Source organism: Streptosporangium sp. NPDC006930 (assembly GCF_040635605.1).
Classification (GTDB): domain Bacteria; phylum Actinomycetota; class Actinomycetes; order Streptosporangiales; family Streptosporangiaceae; genus Streptosporangium.
The window spans coordinates 1-18,151 of sequence record NZ_JBEYID010000027.1; the positions used below are offsets into that span (position 1 = coordinate 1).

Annotated in this window: 16 protein-coding genes and 1 pseudogene; 9 read left to right on the top strand and 8 right to left on the bottom strand. The window is 64.0% G+C overall.

Going from position 1 to position 18,151, the window contains the following annotated elements; translation table 11 throughout:
- The first annotated feature begins 81 nt into the window (after positions 1–81).
- Positions 82–336, top strand: coding sequence for a hypothetical protein (locus ABZ664_RS33705; protein WP_362519256.1), 255 nt, complete (start codon positions 82–84; stop codon positions 334–336).
- A gap of 1,255 nt (positions 337–1,591) precedes the next feature.
- The gene (locus ABZ664_RS33710) at positions 1,592–3,244 is read left to right on the top strand and encodes a hypothetical protein (RefSeq protein WP_362519261.1); all 1,653 of its coding nucleotides are present in this window, start codon (positions 1,592–1,594) and stop codon (positions 3,242–3,244) included.
- A gap of 53 nt (positions 3,245–3,297) precedes the next feature.
- On the opposite strand, the gene ABZ664_RS33715 is transcribed toward ABZ664_RS33710, so the two are convergent.
- The 7 genes and pseudogenes from ABZ664_RS33715 to ABZ664_RS33745 form a co-directional block, all read right to left on the bottom strand.
- Positions 3,298–3,810, bottom strand: a complete 513-nt coding sequence (locus ABZ664_RS33715) for a Pycsar system effector family protein (protein ID WP_362519267.1) — start codon at positions 3,808–3,810, stop codon at positions 3,298–3,300.
- The gene (locus tag ABZ664_RS33720; RefSeq protein ID WP_362519271.1) at positions 3,807–4,568 is read right to left on the bottom strand and encodes a hypothetical protein; all 762 of its coding nucleotides are present in this window, start codon (positions 4,566–4,568) and stop codon (positions 3,807–3,809) included. The genes ABZ664_RS33715 and ABZ664_RS33720 overlap by 4 nt, the downstream gene beginning before the upstream one ends.
- Positions 4,561–6,513, bottom strand: a complete 1,953-nt coding sequence (locus ABZ664_RS33725; RefSeq protein ID WP_362519274.1) for a hypothetical protein — start codon at positions 6,511–6,513, stop codon at positions 4,561–4,563. The genes ABZ664_RS33720 and ABZ664_RS33725 overlap by 8 nt, the downstream gene beginning before the upstream one ends.
- On the bottom strand, positions 6,506–7,339 hold the full coding sequence (locus tag ABZ664_RS33730) for a hypothetical protein (RefSeq protein ID WP_362519277.1): 834 nt from the start codon (positions 7,337–7,339) through the stop codon (positions 6,506–6,508). Before ABZ664_RS33730 ends, ABZ664_RS33725 begins: the two co-directional genes overlap by 8 nt.
- An 89-nt stretch (positions 7,340–7,428) precedes the next feature.
- Entirely contained in the window at positions 7,429–7,755 is a 327-nt protein-coding gene (locus ABZ664_RS33735; RefSeq protein ID WP_362519646.1) for a helix-turn-helix domain-containing protein, read from the bottom strand.
- Positions 7,756–8,103: pseudogene (locus ABZ664_RS33740) on the bottom strand (cyclic nucleotide-binding domain-containing protein); the annotation flags it as partial. It lies immediately after the preceding gene.
- Between the two features lie 164 nt (positions 8,104–8,267).
- The gene (locus ABZ664_RS33745; RefSeq protein ID WP_362519282.1) at positions 8,268–8,741 is read right to left on the bottom strand and encodes a transposase; all 474 of its coding nucleotides are present in this window, start codon (positions 8,739–8,741) and stop codon (positions 8,268–8,270) included.
- A 55-nt stretch (positions 8,742–8,796) separates the two neighbouring features.
- Between ABZ664_RS33745 and ABZ664_RS33750 the strand changes: the two genes are divergently transcribed.
- Together ABZ664_RS33750 and ABZ664_RS33755 are read left to right on the top strand one after the other, a co-directional pair.
- Entirely contained in the window at positions 8,797–9,075 is a 279-nt protein-coding gene (locus ABZ664_RS33750; RefSeq protein ID WP_362519285.1) for a CopG family transcriptional regulator, read from the top strand.
- Positions 9,072–9,497 carry a PIN domain-containing protein gene (locus tag ABZ664_RS33755; protein ID WP_362519288.1) on the top strand — a complete coding sequence of 142 codons (426 nt, stop codon included), beginning with the start codon at positions 9,072–9,074 and terminating at the stop codon, positions 9,495–9,497. The genes ABZ664_RS33750 and ABZ664_RS33755 overlap by 4 nt, the downstream gene beginning before the upstream one ends.
- Positions 9,498–9,696: 199 nt before the next feature.
- Here ABZ664_RS33755 and ABZ664_RS33760 read toward each other — a convergent pair whose 3' ends face one another.
- Entirely contained in the window at positions 9,697–12,003 is a 2,307-nt protein-coding gene (locus ABZ664_RS33760) for a polysaccharide lyase 8 family protein (protein WP_362519291.1), read from the bottom strand.
- 287 nt (positions 12,004–12,290) lie between these two features.
- Between ABZ664_RS33760 and ABZ664_RS33765 the strand changes: the two genes are divergently transcribed.
- The 5 genes from ABZ664_RS33765 (at position 12,291) to ABZ664_RS33785 (ending at position 17,723) form a co-directional block, all read left to right on the top strand.
- Positions 12,291–13,292, top strand: coding sequence for a sigma-70 family RNA polymerase sigma factor (locus ABZ664_RS33765; protein WP_362519294.1), 1,002 nt, complete (start codon positions 12,291–12,293; stop codon positions 13,290–13,292).
- A gap of 62 nt (positions 13,293–13,354) precedes the next feature.
- Positions 13,355–13,717: a VOC family protein gene (locus tag ABZ664_RS33770; protein WP_362519297.1), complete on the top strand. Its 363-nt coding sequence runs from the start codon at positions 13,355–13,357 to the stop codon at positions 13,715–13,717.
- A gap of 137 nt (positions 13,718–13,854) precedes the next feature.
- Complete coding sequence (locus ABZ664_RS33775; protein WP_362519299.1) at positions 13,855–15,360, top strand: serine hydrolase domain-containing protein; 1,506 nt, start codon at positions 13,855–13,857, stop codon at positions 15,358–15,360.
- A 70-nt stretch (positions 15,361–15,430) separates the two neighbouring features.
- Positions 15,431–16,126, top strand: coding sequence for a response regulator transcription factor (locus ABZ664_RS33780; RefSeq protein WP_362519302.1), 696 nt, complete (start codon positions 15,431–15,433; stop codon positions 16,124–16,126).
- Positions 16,127–16,139: 13 nt separating this feature from the next.
- Complete coding sequence (locus ABZ664_RS33785) at positions 16,140–17,723, top strand: histidine kinase (protein WP_362519305.1); 1,584 nt, start codon at positions 16,140–16,142, stop codon at positions 17,721–17,723.
- Positions 17,724–18,151 lie beyond the last annotated feature (428 nt).

An 18,151-nucleotide genomic window follows, 5' to 3' on the forward strand; every position in this document is an offset into this window, starting at 1 on the left:
TATGGATCAACAAACCATCCACGCCCCTCCAGATCGAGACCTCAGCACAAACGCCACAAGTAGCCTGATGTCTCAGCAGGTTTGACAGGTTCCGGAGCGTTCATCGACGCGCACACCAGCTGGCTGCTGGTCTACCGGTTTCCCGCTCACGCACCCGAACTCAACCTGGCCGAGGAGGTGCGCGCCTGCCTGCGCGACAAGCTGCTCAACCTCGCCGTCGACGGCATCGACCAGCTCACCCTCGTCATCCGCAGCAAACTGAAACGGCTGCAATACCAGCCGACACTACTGGACGGCTTCGTCACCGAGACCGGGCTGTCCCTCCAACTGCCATAACGCCCAGCCTTCATCCTCAGTAAGGCGGGTGTCGCATGTTCGAATCATGCCGGGGGCACTCTTCTGACCAGCGATCACGCCCTTGAGCTGGGCGTGTTTGTTTGACCTCCACCCGCCCGCGCAGCCGTGTGCCACTGTAGGCAGCTGCATGTCAGAGCCCGTGGGATATACGCAAGATGGATCTTGAAGCGACTCCACAGAGAAGCGAAGGCAATACGGTGGAACCTTCCTAAAGATCTTCACGTTCGAGGCCGAGCTCCGAGAACTCTGCATGCCCTATCACATCACAGTGGCCGCGATCGTACACAGTTTCGCCACGGGAGTACTCACTCCGTCCCGCTGGCCTCCTGAAGGTCCTGCTTCCCTGTACGGCAGGCCGTTGCGGCGTTAGGATTCGGCGATCTGCCGCAAGATCTGCAAATTTTAGGATCTAATACGCTACCGCCATCCCCAACGATCTCCAAGAGGCCCCATGGCGCCAGACAACCGAAAAGTCCAGACAGCGGTCCTCGCTGACCCTCAATCCGATCACCCTTTTTCCCTTCCGGAAGATCATTGGAACGCCAAGCCCTATCTCATGAAGTATGAGGGACAGACATTCTGGTGCGGCGAGTTGCTCGGCGGATGTGGCTGGCGGCTCATGAGCAAGGTCTACAAGGACAGGGTGTGCCACTTCGCACACTTCCCCGACCTGGACGGCAGAGCCCCCGAGTGCAAGCGTAGGCATATCGGAGCCGACAGCGCTGACCACCTCTACATCCACCGAGGACTTAGTAACGCGTTCGGATCAACTCGACCACAGCGGTTCCAAGGACGTATGACTGACGGGCAGTGCACGGATCTGGTTGTAAGAGTTCCAGGAAACAGCTCTCTGATCCAGGTGCAGCTCACCAATATTTCCCAGGACAGATGGGACGAGGCGGACCGGAAACTCCGCCGGGGCGCTCGTAGAGTCGACTGGATAGTCGGACCGAAAGCGGGTCTCACTGCGCGATACCTCATCAATCGGGATGGATACGCCCTTTGGGTCCGATGCGAGACGGAGAATGGGGTTCGCATCGTCAAAGTGGGAACCGAAACTCGCGACGGCGATCTCATCTGGAACGATCTAAGCGAGTGCAATATCTCCGAACGAGGAATCGTCACCCCCGTCCTCCGGGATGCCCAGCGACTCCGTCTCATCGAATCTCGCGAGCAAACCACTGGACCTGAGGGTTTCCCTCTGCTCACCGAGGCATTGACGATCCTTCCCAAGATGGGTGTCATGAAGCCGGTCGGTGGCCCTGGAATTCTGCCAGGCTCGCACGCGGTGGCAGTGGACGCCATCTCTGAATCCACTGGAAGGATCATGGCGGCCCGTGTCATGCTTCCTGACGCTTTGCCCCTTCTGCCTGGAACCCCTTACGAATTGGTCGGTCCAGCCGTGGCCAACGCGGTATGGCAGGAGGAAAAATCTAAAATTATCTGGACCATCTACGCGCAAGGCCTCATCCCACTTGCCGAGGAGGAGACACAGACAAAGGCTGCCGCCGTCCAGCCATCTGCCGACGCGACCTCAACGGCTCGCATCGTCAATGATCGGATGCTTCCACAGGATGAGGAATGGGTCCGCGCCAACCTAATCTCGCTGACCAGCCAGCTTCGCAGAGCACAGAAAACTCGGGACACTGAGGTTGTGGCCCAATTACTCGCCAAGATAGACAACCTCTTATCGGTAGGCAACAGAGCGACATTGCTGGTGCTGCCGAGATTCCGACGCACACGTGAAGAGCTCATGGAGTTCAAGCGGTGGCTGTCGGCTCATAGGGCCTCGCAGGCGAAAGTCCCTCAAACGACAACACGCAAAACGCCTACTGACCAAGGAATGATCGCGAGCACTGAGTCTTCGACTAAAAGGCCGCGAACCATCCAGTTTCGCCAGGCAAGCCATCATGAGCAGCAGTGGGAAATCCGTGATCAGATGTACAACCTGCTAAGCCAGATGAGGAGCGCGAAGAAGCGGAAGAACACCGTTCTGATGACCGATCTGATCGTCAGGGCGAAAAATTTGATGACTGCTGCCCCGACCCAGAAGTTTAAGAGTGAGCGAAAGCAGATCGCAAGTTATGAAAAATGGCTGGAAACCTACCCTGCCTTGAATGAACGCACCATCAGGCCCGCGACAGCCGTCCCCCCTTTCACCAACACCAATTCCCAGATGGCGTCTCATGCAAATGTTAAGCAGCGGTTGCGTACCATCATCGACCAGCTCCAGGAGGCGCAGTTATCTGAGAAAAGTGATGGCGCACAGCCCTTGCTGTACGAGGCGACACGCATCCTCGCCAAGTCTCCAAAGTCGTCTTTCCCTCACGAACGGAAACAGATCGCAGACAGCGCCCGATGGTTGACTACTAGGTTGGCAGCGTTAAGAGAGGCCAGCCCGCCCGCACCCAAAAAAAGCCGAACGGCGCTTTTCGTAGATGAATCCCCCACGCCAAAATCAGTAAAACAAAAACCTGGAAGGCTTGAGAGGGAGCCATTTACGCCGGCAAAGAAACTGGCTTTGGTGAACGATGTACGCCGTCTCTTAATTGGTGTCGCACAGGACCAGTCAACTATCGGTTGGGAGCATGTCACAGATCAAGTGGCTGGGTCTATTTTCATAAACCGAACTGAGTGGGTTACGGTACTCGTTACCATGGACTTGTGGGCCGCTGACGTTCTCCCGATGCTGTCGGCGCTCATCACATTGCCTGACGGCAGTGTGGATCCGGCGTTTCGCCGCGTGCTGAAAGGGCTTGGATTCCAGGTTCCTCAAACAGATCGAGCACTTCACCTGGTATGGGAACGTGAAGTGGAACGCGCACATGCACGCTATGCCAAGCCGTCGCGTGTGATGCCTCCACGCCTGGTGCCACGACAATCTTGATACCTGAAGGCGAACACCTCGTCCGACCATACGAAGATATCGAAAGATCGGCGCTAATGTTGCGTCGCAAGGTCCACGAAAGTAACACATACGAAAATGGCCCAGCCGGACGCCATTAACCACAGGCCTCTGTTGATGTATTGGTATTTGATTTGACACAAGTGACTGACGTGCCAGATCTGATCAGCGAGTGCCTCAAGCCAGTCGTTCTGGCTCTGGCGCAGTATTTTGACGAGATCACCGGGACTCGATAGCCGTCGAACGTCGCCAAAATAAGCGATTCGTCCGGCGCTTGATGCGTAGTCACGGTTGATTCGCGGCTTGATCGCTGCGACCAGAAAGCCTGAGCTAACAGTAACAGCCATGACCGCCAACCACCAGGAGATCGCGATAAAGGGATTTAGGTGATAAGGAAGAGCACCACTAGATGAGGCTTTATTCAGTATGGCGCCGACACCGATTCCGTTCACTGCTAAAAGAATTCCAGCTTTGGAGTCAGCACGCCCCAGCTCTTCTCTCGTATATTCGAGGACAGCAGCCGCTTGCGGGGGAATATTGTTAGTCATAACGCCCCGTTGAATTGCCTAGTAGCCAGCATTTGTTCGGCCAGGTCTGGACGCTCGTAATTGCCGAGCATTTGAGCGAGTTGGGAGATGAGGTACTTCCTCGCTTCTGGTGTGAGCTCACGGACGAAGGTCTCGAGGATAGATGCCGCCTCATTTCGCTCTGGCGCTTCTTCCGGTGTGCCGCTGAGTAGCCTAACTGCGATTTCGAAAGGGTCCTTTTCGTCGCCGTTTGAAATCTTGGCCAGTTCGACCAGGCGACCAGGGTCGTCGTTCAACCACCAAAGCCGGGCCATCGAGGAGCTCGCCAAAATGTGTTCGCGCATGAAGCCGAGCCGTCGGGCCTGCTCCCGGGCTCGCATCTCAGCAAGCGCCGTCTCCTGGATAGCTGCCTCGCGCGACCGTGCTGCTTCGACCGCTCCCAAGCCAGCGGAAAGTCGAATCCGGACACCGTCGAGCCGTACATTAAGATCCGGCATTGAGGCGACCTGTTCACGGTTCAGTTCGATGGTGATGGCAGCGGCGGCCCCGTCCAAATCGAGTACTGAAAACGTGGCGCTGATAGCGGACGCTCGCTCCTCCAGCCTTCTGTGCACCTGTGCCTCTTGCGTCGCTTGATCGCGGTCAAGCAAGCCTAAGACCTCGATGGTCGCATCAAAGTTGGCGTGCTGGAGTTCGCTAGGAAGCCGAGTTCTATAGATGTACTCGTTCGAGTACCTTCCTGTCCATCCGGAAAACTGCCGCCAGAATCCGTTATTCATCGGCTTGCTCTTCCTGTTCCTCGTTCTTCATCAGAAGCGCGAGGGACATGGATTCTCTGGTCGCGGATCTGCTCACAGCCACGATACCGTCGATGACCTGATGGAAGATCGTTTCTCGCGAGACCACTGCCTCCCCCGACGTCTCGCGAATCCATCCGTAGATGGCACGGAAGAGCACGCTCTCATTGATAGCGCTGCGAGGAACCGAGCCCAGCACAGCGACGACCGTAGAGAGGGATGCCTCTGCTTGAGCTGCCGCCTCCAACCACTGGCACATGCCTGCCAGTACTGCCTCTTCCGATACAGGACTCTTCAGCAGTGATCTCCACGCATCCGACAGCACTTGCCTCCATCTGGGATCGGTGTCCACGAGCATCAAAAGATGGCCGTCGTCCAGGTCGCGGAGCTGCAGGATATTCAGCAGAGCCTCAGCGGCCGCAGTGCGACGCTGTTCTGGCGCGCTTGGATTCAGCCAGCGCACGAGTTCGTCGAGGACGTCGCGACGTAGTTGCGGCTTGCTGGCCAGGTGTATCAGGGCAGCCACTAACTGCTTTTGGATGTTGACATCATTGTTGATGGCCACGTGCTTGAGCCGGGTGAGTGCCACACGGGGGAACGCTTCGGCGAGCTGGCTGGAGCAGGCCGCTACTACGGCGGAATGTCGGGTCGGGGTGTTACGGGACCAGTCGTACAGCATGCGACGAGCAGCTCGGCCAAGCTCGTCGCTCGTGGCTGCGCGAGTCAGGAGCGCGACTCCGAGATCAAACGTTCCTGGGTCGTCCAGGTAACCGGTTGCCAGTGAGTTCAACAAGCCGAAATGTCGCTGTCGGATGGCGAGATCGGCCACCCTGTCCGCGATCAGTGATCCGTCGTTCGGCAGCTTCTGAGCGAGTCGGCGGAACCACTGTCGGAGATCGTCGTGCAGCTGCGGCCAATGAGTCCAGACGAAGTCGAGAGTCGAGGACGCGAATGCCGTGCGCGAGAACACGACACGACCGTCATCGTAGTGGGCGGAGATATCCTCCAGGCGCTTTCTGGTGCTCGGGCCGACCAATCCGTGTCCCGTTTCTGGAGAGAGGTCGAGGACATCGGAAAGCTCCCTGGCTGCTACGAACACCGACGTCGGCCCGCTCCCTTCCAGTATTGCCGCGGAAAGACGCAGAGCTCGACTCCTGCCTTCCTTATGCTCGTCATCGTGCGTCCCCACGGAGAATACGCGCTCAAGCTCTTCTTCCCAGTTGCTGTAGGCCTGGAGCACCTCGTTAACTGGCCGTTCCGTGAGACCGTGAGCTTTCGCCATAGCCTCCTCGACGAGGTCAGTAAGCCGTACGGCGTCACGGGGACCAGCAGATCTCAAACACTCGATGATGCCTGGGATGACGGTCCATTCGCGAGCCGCCATATCTCCGAGAGATAGCGCCAGGTGCCGATTGAAGATGTCAAGAGCTCGCGCGGGAACCACGGCAATCTCTGGCACCCCATCAATATAGATACGACGCCAGACATCCGGAGTGACGCGTATGACGATCGGTAGACCGCGCTCACGCGCCGATCCTATACAGGCGCGCAAAGGCTTAGGCCTACTTGCCAGATCGTCGGCGTAGACGATGTATCCCATGTTCGGTGGTCCGAGAAGTTCACCCGCGTCATCTTCATCGAGGGGGACCTCACGCGGCTGGAGCCCAATTTCAGCCAGCAGATTGATCGCTGTGATCCGCCGGCCGCTGCCTTTCGCGCCCACCAATGCGATTGCGCCGTGCATCTTGAGACGGTCGGCGAGGCCGTCCATAACAGCCGTCCTCACGAACAGTGCTCGCTGCCGCTTGATCTCTTTCTCGTCAAGCGCGTGGGATTGAATCGTTGAACTGTTCAGATAGATGCGTTCCGCGATGTTTGCCTGTGCTACGGGAGCATAGAATGCAGAGGCGGCTGGGTTCTCACTCACCGCGATCCCCTTCGGACTCTCGGCCGAAAAAATCAGATGGCAGCGTTTGACTTACGTGCATTTCGTGTGCGTTGTTGCTCTGACCGACAGGTCCATGGAAAACCGCTATCGGAGTGTCCCCCATGCTCCGCCGATCTACTTCATCCTTGTCGGAGGCCACTGTCGCGGAAGTGTCGTTTTCGCTGCTCGCGCTTCGTGAGGGACGCGGGACATATAGCCATGCGGGCTCGACGAAATCCTTCCCGGGAACCTCAGCCGTCACCGGCGTGAACTCGCTCGGATGTAGCGTCGTGTACCCCGGCCGGATGACATCTTCGAACACTCGCTGCGAAATGATGACCGCAGTCTGGGTCACACTGGGATGGGAGTGCTTCAGTGCGTTGTTAATCACGGTCGAACTGAGCAGGCGGAAGGTTGTGACGGTCGGTTCGCCGATGCGGTCGCGCCATGGATCGCCAGAATCGAGGACGGGGCCGACGTGGAGCGCGGCTCGCAAACGCAGGCGTAGGTCCCGATCGCGTGCGGCCAGCTCGTGATCCACTTCTTCGAGTACGATTTGAAGACTTCCCATAAGTGGAGAGATCAGGAGCGGCAACCATTTCGGATCGGTACCAAATACGTAGTCGTCTCCCGCGCTATCAGGGAAGCGGCGTGAACCCCATATCTCTTGGAGGCCAGACAGGCTCATGGCACGTTCTAGGACTTGGGGAATCAGCTGGCGCATATCTCCGAGGTAGATTCCCTGAGCGCGACTGAATTTGACGATATCCACGGCCAGAAGCGCTCTGTAGGGCGGCAACAACCGCGTCGAGCTGTTTTGCTCCATGCTCCCTCGCTCTCCTTGTGTTCTCGTCCACGATCACGGAGGTTGAGCGAGCTAACTATCCAGAATCAGACACAGGCTGGATGTTTCCGTTAGCGGTCCACGAGGATTCGTCGAAGCGCGATCGCGTCCAGAACTTCTAGGCGACGACGGCCAGTGGCGACCAGTCCGGCTTGACGCAACTCTGACAGTTCAGCGGCCACGGCAGCTCGTGACAGGCCAACGGCGCCTGCCAACTCGTCTTGGCTGATCTCAACCACCTGCGTTGCCGACCCATCGCAAGCGGAGAAGCGGAGAAGCGCAGCTACTACGCGACGCTTGGCGGAGAGCTGCGCCAGCTCGCTGCGGAGATCTTCGCCTTCCCTGAGACGTTCGACGACGTGACGGATGAGTCGATCGGTGAGTCGATAGCTGTCCACGATTGAACGGAAGCGCGCGGCGGGAAGTGCGTATGCGACGCAGCGTTGAAGAGCTATCACTGTCGCCGACCGCGGGCCTCCATCGATGACTGCGATCGCGCCCACCACTTCGCCTGGCCCGCGCACAGCGAGAAGCAGTTCTGATCCATCAGACTCACTGCGTGTCACCTTGACCCTGCCTGAAGTGAGGCACAGGACATACGTGCCCGCTTCTCCTTGCCGCATCAGGACTTCCCCGACGGCGTAGGACCGAGCTGCGCCGACTCTGATCAGCGTGTCCCATGCCTCTGCAGATAAAGCGCCACCGAGCCCTTGGAGTCGTCTACCGATGTTGACCACCCTCTCCATTTACACAGGTTTATTGGCACGATCAAGGGACGATCCGGGGAGAGATGCGTGAGACGCGCGGTTCGCTTGAATGGGCGGATTGAGAGGCGTTCCGAGACAGATATCGGATAAGGACGGCGATTGTTGGCGAGGTGCTCACGTCTACTGAGGATGAAGGCTGGGCGTTATGGCGGTTGGAGGGACAGCCCGGTCTCGGTGACGAAGCCGTCCAGTAGCGTCGGCTGGTACTGCATCTGTTTCAGTTTGCTGCGGATGACCAGGGTGAGCTGGTCGATACCGTCGACGGCGAGGTTGAGCAGCTTGTCGCGCAGGCAGGCCCAGACCCCCTCGGCCGGGTTGAGCTCAGGTGCGTAAGCGGAAAACCGGTAGACCAGCAGCCAGTCGGTGTGCGCGTCGATGAATGTCCGCGTCGCGGCGTAGACATGCGCGGGCAACCTGTCCCAGACGACCATGATCGGCCCGCCCGACCGCTGGTGCGCCGCGCTCAGCAGAGCGGTGAAATCCCCCGGCCCGAACCCCTTCGCCTCCCCTTTGCGGCGATGGTAGGTGATCGTCCGATAGATCAGCCTCGTGCGCATTCCCTGCTTGATGCGGACCAGCCTGGCGATCGACACCCTGCCCGACCCACTGCCCGGCACCCGCCGGAATGGATTAGCTGGTAAGAAGGTCGACACCTGAAGTATGGTCTTAAGTATGGCAACGAAGAAGGTAACGGTGACGATCCCCGAGGAGCTCCTTGACGAGATCCGCGCGGATGCGGCCGAGCGAGGCCTATCGGCGTACGTCGCCGAGGCTTTGCGCTTCAAGCGTGATCGGGATCGATTGCTGGAGCTGGTGAACTGGCTGGAGGAAGAATACGGGTCGGTCACCGATGACGAGCGCGCGGCGGCACTCGAGGAGCTGGAAGACCTCGACGCTGAGCACAAGCGTCGCCGTGCGAGCGGAAAGCGCAACGCAGGAGAAGCTGCGTGAGCCAGCGAAGCGGTGACCGCGGGCAGCCGCCGCTACGGATCTTCGTGCTCGACTGTCAGGCATTGTCCCTGGCCGTGCGTGGCGACAAGAAGATGATCGCCTGGCTCGACCTCGCGGCCCGGGGGCAGGCGGAAGTGGTGACGTCTCCGATGACGGTGGTTGAGGCCTACGACGGCAGAATCACCGAGCAACGCTGGGATTGGGTGCTCTCCCGGCTCAACATCCCCAATATCGGGAAGGACGAGGCCCGTCAGGCCCGCCGACTTCTGGCCGACGCCAAGCTGCACGGCCACAAGTACGCGATCGACGCGGTCCTCGCCGTTATCGCACGGCAGCAGAAGGGGCAGGTCACCGTCTTTACTTCGGACGTAGATGACCTGGAGAAGCTCGTCCCGGACACGATCGTCGTCAAGAAGGTATGACCTCGTAGGCTCGTCACCAGATCTGTGCTCGCCTTGAGGAAGGCTGGGGCGCTCTGCTTTTTCCCGACATGATGCCCAGACAGGGTGCCGGCCGCTCTGGGGGCAAGAACCACAAGCTGGATCAAGGTGCTCTTTGTCGTGATGCCGTACGCGATCCGCTCATCGGTCTCGTCCCCCATCGACTCCGAGCACCTCAAAGTCAGACGCGCACCTCCGCAGTATGCGCATGCCCGCGACTCCCCCCCACCTCCACCTTCAGTGCACCCCTGGCCTTCCGCACACTACGGTCGCTCTCCCTCACCGATTTCACCCGCCAGGGCAACGTCACCTTCACCTCGTCAACGGTCCTGGACGGGTCGGACACCGCGAGCCGTACCCGCTCCCCCACCCGCCGCACCAACAGCGTGCAGGGGCCGTCCACGCTGAGCGGCCCGTCCTGAGTCTCGACGGTCCCCGCGCGCCAGAAGACGGCCGCGATCACGCCATCACGCGAGATGGCCTGCACCGCTCCAGAGTTGGCGAGGATCTCGACCCGCCCCGCATATGCCTCCATCTGCGTGATGGAGGCGTCGGGCAGCACGGCGTAGGCGTAGCGCGCCTTGCGGGGGTTGACGCCGTGGTCGATGACGATCGTCGTGTAGTGCCTGGTGACAGGGGTGGTGTCGCCTCCGGTGGTGGCGCCCTTGTCGATGTCGCGCCAGCGGCCGGTGCGTTTCTTGCGGATCACCTTCGCGTCGGCGCCGTCGAGGAGCGCGTAACCGGCCACGCCGGGCAGGTGGATCCAGCCGTCGCCCCGGGTCAGTGTTGGGTGCCGGTCGTGGGTGTTGCGGTTCTCCACGATGGTCTCGATGCGACGGCCGTCGGAGGCGGTGATGCCGGTGCCGAGGGCGATCACCGCGTCGTCGAGCATGAACCACGCTTTCTTGGCTCGTAGCGAGGAGCCTCCGGCGATCAGTTTCATCGCGGCCACGCCGTACTCGCCGTCGAGGGCCACGCCGCCCGCCCACGGGGTGGGGGGCAGACGGCGGTGGTCGTGCGGGAGGTCGGCGCGTCTGCGGGTGTCGACCGTCGTTCCCGGTAGCCGGTACGGGTCGATCGTGGGCCACAGGTCGTCGTTCCAGTGGGTGAGGTCGCCGGTGTAGAGGTAGGTCATGCCGTCGCCGGTGTACCAGCCGTGCAGGTTCTCCCGGTTGATGGCCTCGGCTGCGCCGATGCGCTGCGAGCTCATCGAGATCGCGTACGCCCAGGTGGGGCGGCGGTGTACGACCCGGTCCATGTCGGCGAAGACGTACGTTCCCGTCGTGCGCTCACCGACCGGCACCGCGGGGTCGGTGAGCAGGGCCGTGGCTCTGGCGATGCTCGCCGGGGGTGCGTACGTGCCGTAGGGGATGGCCTGGTTGCGGGTGAGCCAGCCTTTGACGAGCGGTCGCCAGCGGCGGGCGTGGCGTTCGGGTGCCGTTTCCAGCAGGGTGAGGACGGCCTCGACCGCCTTGTGTCCCGAGTGGTGGTCGCGGTGGCCCTGCACCGAGATCTGCCGGCCGCGTACGCAGTCCATCATCAGCCCGTCGAAGACGAACGGCACGAACGTGCGGTTCACGAGGTCGTAAATGTTGTCGATTCCGGTGATCTCCCACGGCGATCTGGAGAGCATGGCGATCAGCTTGGCCACGCTCTCCAGGTAGTCCACGCCGTAGCTGCCTGTGTAGGGGTACACGTCGTGCTGGATGAACGATCCGTCGCGGTAGAAGCCGTCGCCCGGCCCCCTGGTCGGCCGCAGCAGATCGGAGACCGCCTTTCCCGCCCGTCTGACGAGGCGGGCGTCGTGGGTGAGCACTCCGCGCATCGCCACCGCCATCGCCTTGCCCGCGCGGTTGGCGCCGGTCTCGACGACGCCGGGGTGGCTGACGCGGCGCTCAGGGTCGGGGCACCAGCGGTGCAGGGGGCGTAGCCAGCGATCGAGGCGACCTGCGGGCAGGCCGTCGTACAGCAGGGCGCAGGTGTCGGTGAGCGCGCGGGGGACGCCGATCTCCCACCAGTACCAGTTGCTGCCCCGCCGGTCGAGCCCTTCGTGGTACGCGTGCTCGTACAGGAAGTCCAATGCTTGGACGGCGGTCTGGGCGACCTGGCCGTCGTGGTGCATCGCGGTGCCGGGTGTGGCCCAGGCGAGCGCGAGGGTGCGCATGCGGTTGTAGGAGCGGTTGAAATTGCCGGTCCGGGGGTCCGAGAGCGGCAGGTCGGGCCACAGGCTGGGGCGACCGGGAGCGGGTTTCAGCTTGCGCAGCACCGCGTTGGCCGAGCCTTCGAGCGCCCGCGCCCTGTCGATATAGGTGCTGTCGGTGTGAGCGGAGTCGTCCGCCCCACCGGCCATCAGGCTCACCCACCGCTCACGCGCGTCGTCGAACGCGGCGGTGCCGGCAGCCGCCTCGACCGGTCTGTCCCACAGGGCGAGACCGGCCACCGTCGCGGCGCCGAGCAGGGCGGACCGTCGACTGAGGGGGTGGTTCATGGCGGCTCTTCCGGCAATGGTGCAAATATCAGACGAAAAGATCATAAGTCGACATGAGGGTGGATCATCCGGCTCCTCTGACGGTGAGCGGCGGTGAGCGGCGGTGAGCGGGCGTACGAACGTCGTCGGGAACGCGCGCTACCCGGCTCGGGCGATGACATGCCGGACCGTTCGGCCGACGGCGTCTCACCCGCTGGAGTATCCCAAGCTTCCGGCCTACCCGACCGAACAACAAAGTCATCGGTCTCCCCCCGTGATGTGTCGGTGGCGGCGCATATGGTCGGGGAATGGCTGAGACGCTGACCGGTGAAGGCTCCCGGCTGGAGCCGTTCCGGGGCGAACTGACCGGTTACTGCTACCGGCTGCTCGGCTCCGGTTTCGAAGCCGAGGACGCGGTGCAGGAAACGCTGCTGCGTGCCTGGCGAGCGTTCGACCGCTACGACGAGCGACGGGCGTCACTGCGTACCTGGCTTTACAGCATCGCCACCAACATCTGCCTCGACATGCTGCGCAGCACGCAACGCCGGGCCTTGGCCACGGATCTCAGCCGGGCCGCGGACGGCGGACCGAGCATCGGCGAGCCGGTGTCGGAGCGGGTCTGGGTCCAGCCGGTTCCGGATGGTCTCGTGCTGCCGATGGACGGCGATCCTGAAGAGCTGGCCGTGCGGCGGGAGACGATCCGGCTGGCGTTCGTCGCCGCGCTGCAGCACCTGCCACCTCGGCAGAGGGCGGTGCTGATCCTGCGCGACGTGTTGCGGTGGAAGGCCGGGGAGGTCGCGGATCTCCTGGAGACCACCGTCGCGTCGGTGACCAGCGCGCTGCAACGGGCGAGGTCGACGCTCAGGACGGTCGACGCCATGCCCGGTGAGCCGTTCCGGCCGTCCGACCCGGGCCAGCGCGAGCTGCTCGCCCGCTACTGCAGCGCGTTCGAGCGTCACGACATCACCGCGCTCGTCGCCCTGCTGCACGAGGACGCGACGATGTCGATGCCTCCCTTCACCTGGTGGCTTCGCGGCCGTGACCTGATCGAGCGGGCGCTGCTGGACCCGAACGCGTCCTGCGCGGGCGCGCGCCTCGTCCCGGCCGCGGCGAACGGCTCGCCGGCGTTCTGGCAGACCAGACCCGGTCCCGATGGCGTTCACGTGCCCTTCGGGCTGGTTCTTCTGGACGTGTCCGAGGGTCTGATCAGCGGCATCACCACATACCTGGACACCGACCGGCTGATACCGCTTTTTGGCGCTCCGGCGGTGTCTTTCCCGCCATCGCGATTGTTTCCCGCACACCGATGAGTTTCGTGACGCCACGGCGTATCTCCATGGACGGCTACTCACCGCGAACCGGAGGAACAACCATGGCGACTGTCCAGCCCATCATCGTCACATCCGACCTGGGTCGACTGCGAGCCTTCTACGAGCGCCTGTTCGGGGCGACGGAGGTGAGCCGCTTCCCCGACGACGGACCCGCGTTCTTCGTGAACCTGAAGTTGGGTGACTCGGAACTCGGACTGGTCAGCGAGGCGGCGACCGACCTGTCCGCCCCGCAGCGGATCCTGCTGAGTGTGAAGGTCGACGACGTCAACGGCCTGCTGGACCGGGTCGAGTCGGTCGGCGGACGAGTGCTCGGCCCGTCCAACGACATGCCGTGGGGAGAACGTGTGGCCCATATCCACGACCCTGACGGAAACAAGGTCAACCTGACGCAGCCCCTCCAGTAGAACGCCGGACGGCTCAGGCGATGACGCGCCGCGGCGACACTGTCTCGATCGTCCTGCCCTATTTATAACGAAAGTCAGGTGAGGTCCGGTCGATCGTACGCTGTGTGGCCCTCCGCCCGGCTCCTAGCGTTCGTCCCATGTGGACGAAGACCTCTCAAGGGCTCTCGGTGACGATAGGAAAAGTCGCGGCGATCATCGGTGTGGTGCTCGCGATGGGGGTGACGGTGACGAGTGCCTTCGCGCGGGCGCCGGAGAGCGGCGGGCTGAGCGCGACCGCGATCGACCGGCACATGCGCGACTACATCGAGCGGACCCGGCTGCCCGGCGCCATGATCGCGGTCACCAAGGACGACCGGGTCGTGTACGCCGCGGGTTACGGCCACACGGCCGGCGGCGAGGCGATCACGAAGGACACGCCGATGCCGCTCGCCTCGCTCTCCAAGTCGTTCACGGCCCTGGCGGTGCTGCACCTCGCCGACGAGGGCAGGATCGGCCTGGACGACCCCGTCCGCAAGCATCTGCCCGAGTTCGCCATGGCCGATCCACGCGCCGGGAGGATCACCGTGCGGGAGCTGCTCCAGCAGACCTCGGGGATGAGCGACCGTACCTTCCCCGAGCTGACGCTCACCGCGCCGGACACTCTCGAAGACGCCGTCGCGATGCTGCGGACCGCCCCGCTCGCCGCCGACCCGGGTACCAGGAAGATCTACCACAACCCCAACTACTCTCTCGCGGCGCGGCTCGTCGAGGTGGTGGCCGGGGTGCCGTTCGGCGACCACATGACCACCGTCGTCTTCGACCCGCTCGGCATGACGTCCACCAGGACGGTGAACACCACCGTGGACCTCCCCGGCGCGGGCGAGGGTTACGTCCGCGCCTACGGCCAGGTCGTCAGGCGTTCTCATCCGAAGTGGTTCGTCAACGGCGCCTACGGCGTCGTGAGTACCGCCGACGACATGGCCAAGTGGCTGATCACGCAGAACGGCGCAGGCCAGGTCTTCCCCAGGGAGACCATCAAGATCGCCCAGACCGCGTCCGGCGTGGGCGGCAGCGGCTACGGCATGGGATGGGACACCGGGAGGACCGCGGGGGGAGCGCCCCGGCTCCGGCACACCGGCTGGCTGCTCACCCACAACTCCGCGCAGACCCTCCTGCCCGCGAGCGGATACGGCATCGCCGTCGTCACCAACACCGGGATGATCTCCGGTGACGACGCGGTCATCCTCACCGACGGCCTGGTCGACATCGTCGAGGGCCGCCCAGACGCGGGCACCGTACCCTTCAGCATGACCGCGGACCCCTGGCTGGGCGGCCTGGCGCTGCTCAACCTCGGGCTCGGCCTCGTGGGGGTTCACCGCGCCCGCACCTGGGCCCGCCGCCGTGCGGGCCGCCCCGCGTGGCGCCTGGTCGTACGGCTGGTCCCCTACGCGGTGCCGATCGCGCTCTTCGTCGGCCTCGCCGATCTGATGGGCTTCGTGATGAATCGGGTGGGCACGCTGGATCAGATCACCTACGTCTGGCTCGCGCTGTACGTCTGGGCCGGCACCGGCGCGCTCGCCGCCGTCGCCGTCGTCGCCTCCCGTCTCGTCCACACCGTTCTCGCCCGCCGCGCGGGCGTCTCCGCCCCTCCCCCCGTCGGGTAGCGTGCCTGCGTGGCCTGGCGGTATGCGGAAAGTGGCCTGGCGGTGTACGGAAGAACGAAGGCGGGGGCCGATGATCCGAGTGCTGCTCGCGGACGACGAGGCGATGATCCGGGCCGGCATCCGGGCGATCCTCAGCACGGCCGACGGCATCGAAGTCGTCGCCGAGGCGGCCGACGGGCACCAGGCCGTCGACCTCGCGCTGGGACACCGTCCGGACGTCTGCCTGCTCGACATCCGGATGCCTCGGCTCGACGGGCTCCAGGCCGCGGCCGAACTGCGCCGGGTCCTCCCCGAGGCCGCCGTCGTGATGCTCACGACCTTCTCCGAGGACGAGTACATCGCGAGCGCGCTCGGCTCCGGCGCGGCCGGCTTCCTCCTCAAGTCGGGCGACCCGCGCGAGCTGATCGCCGGCGTCCAGGCCGTCGCCGAGGGCGGCGCCTATCTCTCCCCCACCGTCGCACGGCGGGTCATCACCCACCTCGGTACGCGGCGGTTCGACAGGCAGGCGATCGCCCACGCCCACGTACGGGAGCTGAGCGCCCGCGAGCGCGAGGTCCTCGCCCTGGTCGGGGCCGGTCTGTCCAACGCCGAGATCGCCCGGCGCCTGCACGTCGTCGAAGGCACGGTCAAGGGGTACGTCAGCCAGATCCTCGCCCGTCTCGACCTCAGGAACCGGGTGCAGGCCGCGATCCTCGCGTACGAGGCGGGTCTCGTTCCCGAGCAGGAAACCTCAGAGGCGCCGGCGCGCGGGCATCGGCGGTCCTGAGCCCATGCGCGGCGTGCCCGGTCGGCTTTCCCTTCTCTTCGACCTCGGACTGTGGCTGACGGTGTGCGTGCCGCCGGTCACGGCGGCCGTCTCCCTGCAGGGACGGGACGTGATGACGGCCGCCGTGGGCGTCCCGCTGCTGGGGGCCGCGGTGACACTGAGCCGGAGATGGCCGCTGGCGGCGCTGGCCGTACCGGTGGCGTTGAGCCTCGCCCTGGACGCGCGGATGTCGAGTCCCCTGTACTGGACGGCGCTGGTGCTCTTCGGCTACCTGGCCGGGCAGCGGATGGCGAGTGCCCGTCCGGCGCTGTGGTTCTTCGGTGCCGTCGCCACCGCCGGGCTGCCACTGTGTGCGCTCGTCCTGCGGGACCTGTGGGCCTGGCCCATGCAACTGCTCACCCTGCTGCTCACGGTGGGGGTGCCGTGGTTGCTCGGCCGCTACCGCCGCCAGTACGCCGAGCTCGTCGGTACGGGCTGGCGGCTCGCCGATCGGCTGGAGCGCGAGCAGCGGGCCGTCGCCGACCGTGCCCGTATCCGGGAACGGGCCCGCATCGCGGGCGACATGCACGACTCCCTCGGCCACGACCTGACGCTGATCGCGGTGCGGGCCGGTGCCCTGGAGCTCGATCCCCGGCTGGACGCCCGGCAGCAGGCAGCCGTCGGCGAGTTGCGGGAGGCCGCAGGGGCCGCGACCGAACGCCTCAGGGAGATCATCGGCGTGCTGCGCGCGGACGACGAGCAACCGCCCAGGGTCCCGCCCGCGGAGAGCGTCGAGGTTCTGGTCGAACGCGTGCGGAACTCCGGGGTCACGGTCACGCTGGAACGCCTGGGCGACACGGGCGACCTGCCGCCCATGGTCGGTCTCGCCGTCCACCGCGTGGTCCAGGAGGCCCTGACGAACGCCGCCAAACACACACCGGGTGCCACCGTACACGTCCGGCTCGTCAGGGACGGGGCGACGCTCGGCCTCAGCGTGGTCAACGACCCGGCCACGGTGGCCCCGCTGCCGGGCGTGGCCTCGGGCGGCTCCGGACTGGTGGGACTCGACGAGCGGGTACGTCTCGCGGGCGGCACGCTGCGCACCGGTCCGACCCCCCAGGGCGGCTTCGAGGTCGTCGCCGAACTACCGGCCACGCGCACCGATTCGACCCCCGAAGGCGGCTTCGAGGTCGTCGCCGAACCGCCGGTCACCGGTAGTACGACCCCGCGCACCGCGATCCGGCCCACCGTCTCCGCCGGAGAGCTGGCCCGTGCTCGGCAGCAGGTGCGGCGTCGGCTGTTGCAGACCATCGTGGTGCCTCTCGCGGTGCTGGCCGGGATCTTCCTGCTCATGATCCCCATCAGCTTCGTCAGCTCCTCCCTCTCGGTCCTGGATCGGGACCGGTACGAGCGGCTGGAGGTGGGCGACACGCGCGACGAGGTGTGGTCTCGGCTACCCGCGTTCACCAGGGACGGCCCGCCGGACGGCGCCCCGCCCACGCCCAGGGGTGAGGAGTGCGTGTACTACGGCACGAGAACGGCCTCGGCCGACGCCTACCGGTTGTGCTTCACCCATGATCGTCTCGCTTCCAAGGCGATCGTCAGAGGTGCGCGGTGACCGGGAGACGCTGTCACGCAGGGCCGCCCATCCGATCCAGCCCGGCCGCGGACCACTTCTGGATCGACACAAGAAAATCTATTGTGCACTGAGTTCACGATGCGCTTTACTTGTGACGCACGCCCAGCCCGACAAGGAATCCCCGCGACGGACTCGCCCTACGGGTGCGTCTCGCGCGGCCTTCCATCGCGACCACCAGCCGAGCCTTCACGAGGACCCTGACGTGCCCATGGCTCCCCGTACGCGAAAACGAAGCGTCCTGAACGACAGCGCCATGCCGGAGGAGACGCCTGACGTTCCGCCGCCTGCCGGCCAGAGAAAAGGAAGGGCCTGCTGATCAACGAGATCGATCCAGTGCGGGATAACCGCGCATATCGCAAAAGCCCCAACAACAGCCCTAAAGGCACATAGGCCGCGAACCGCTGCCG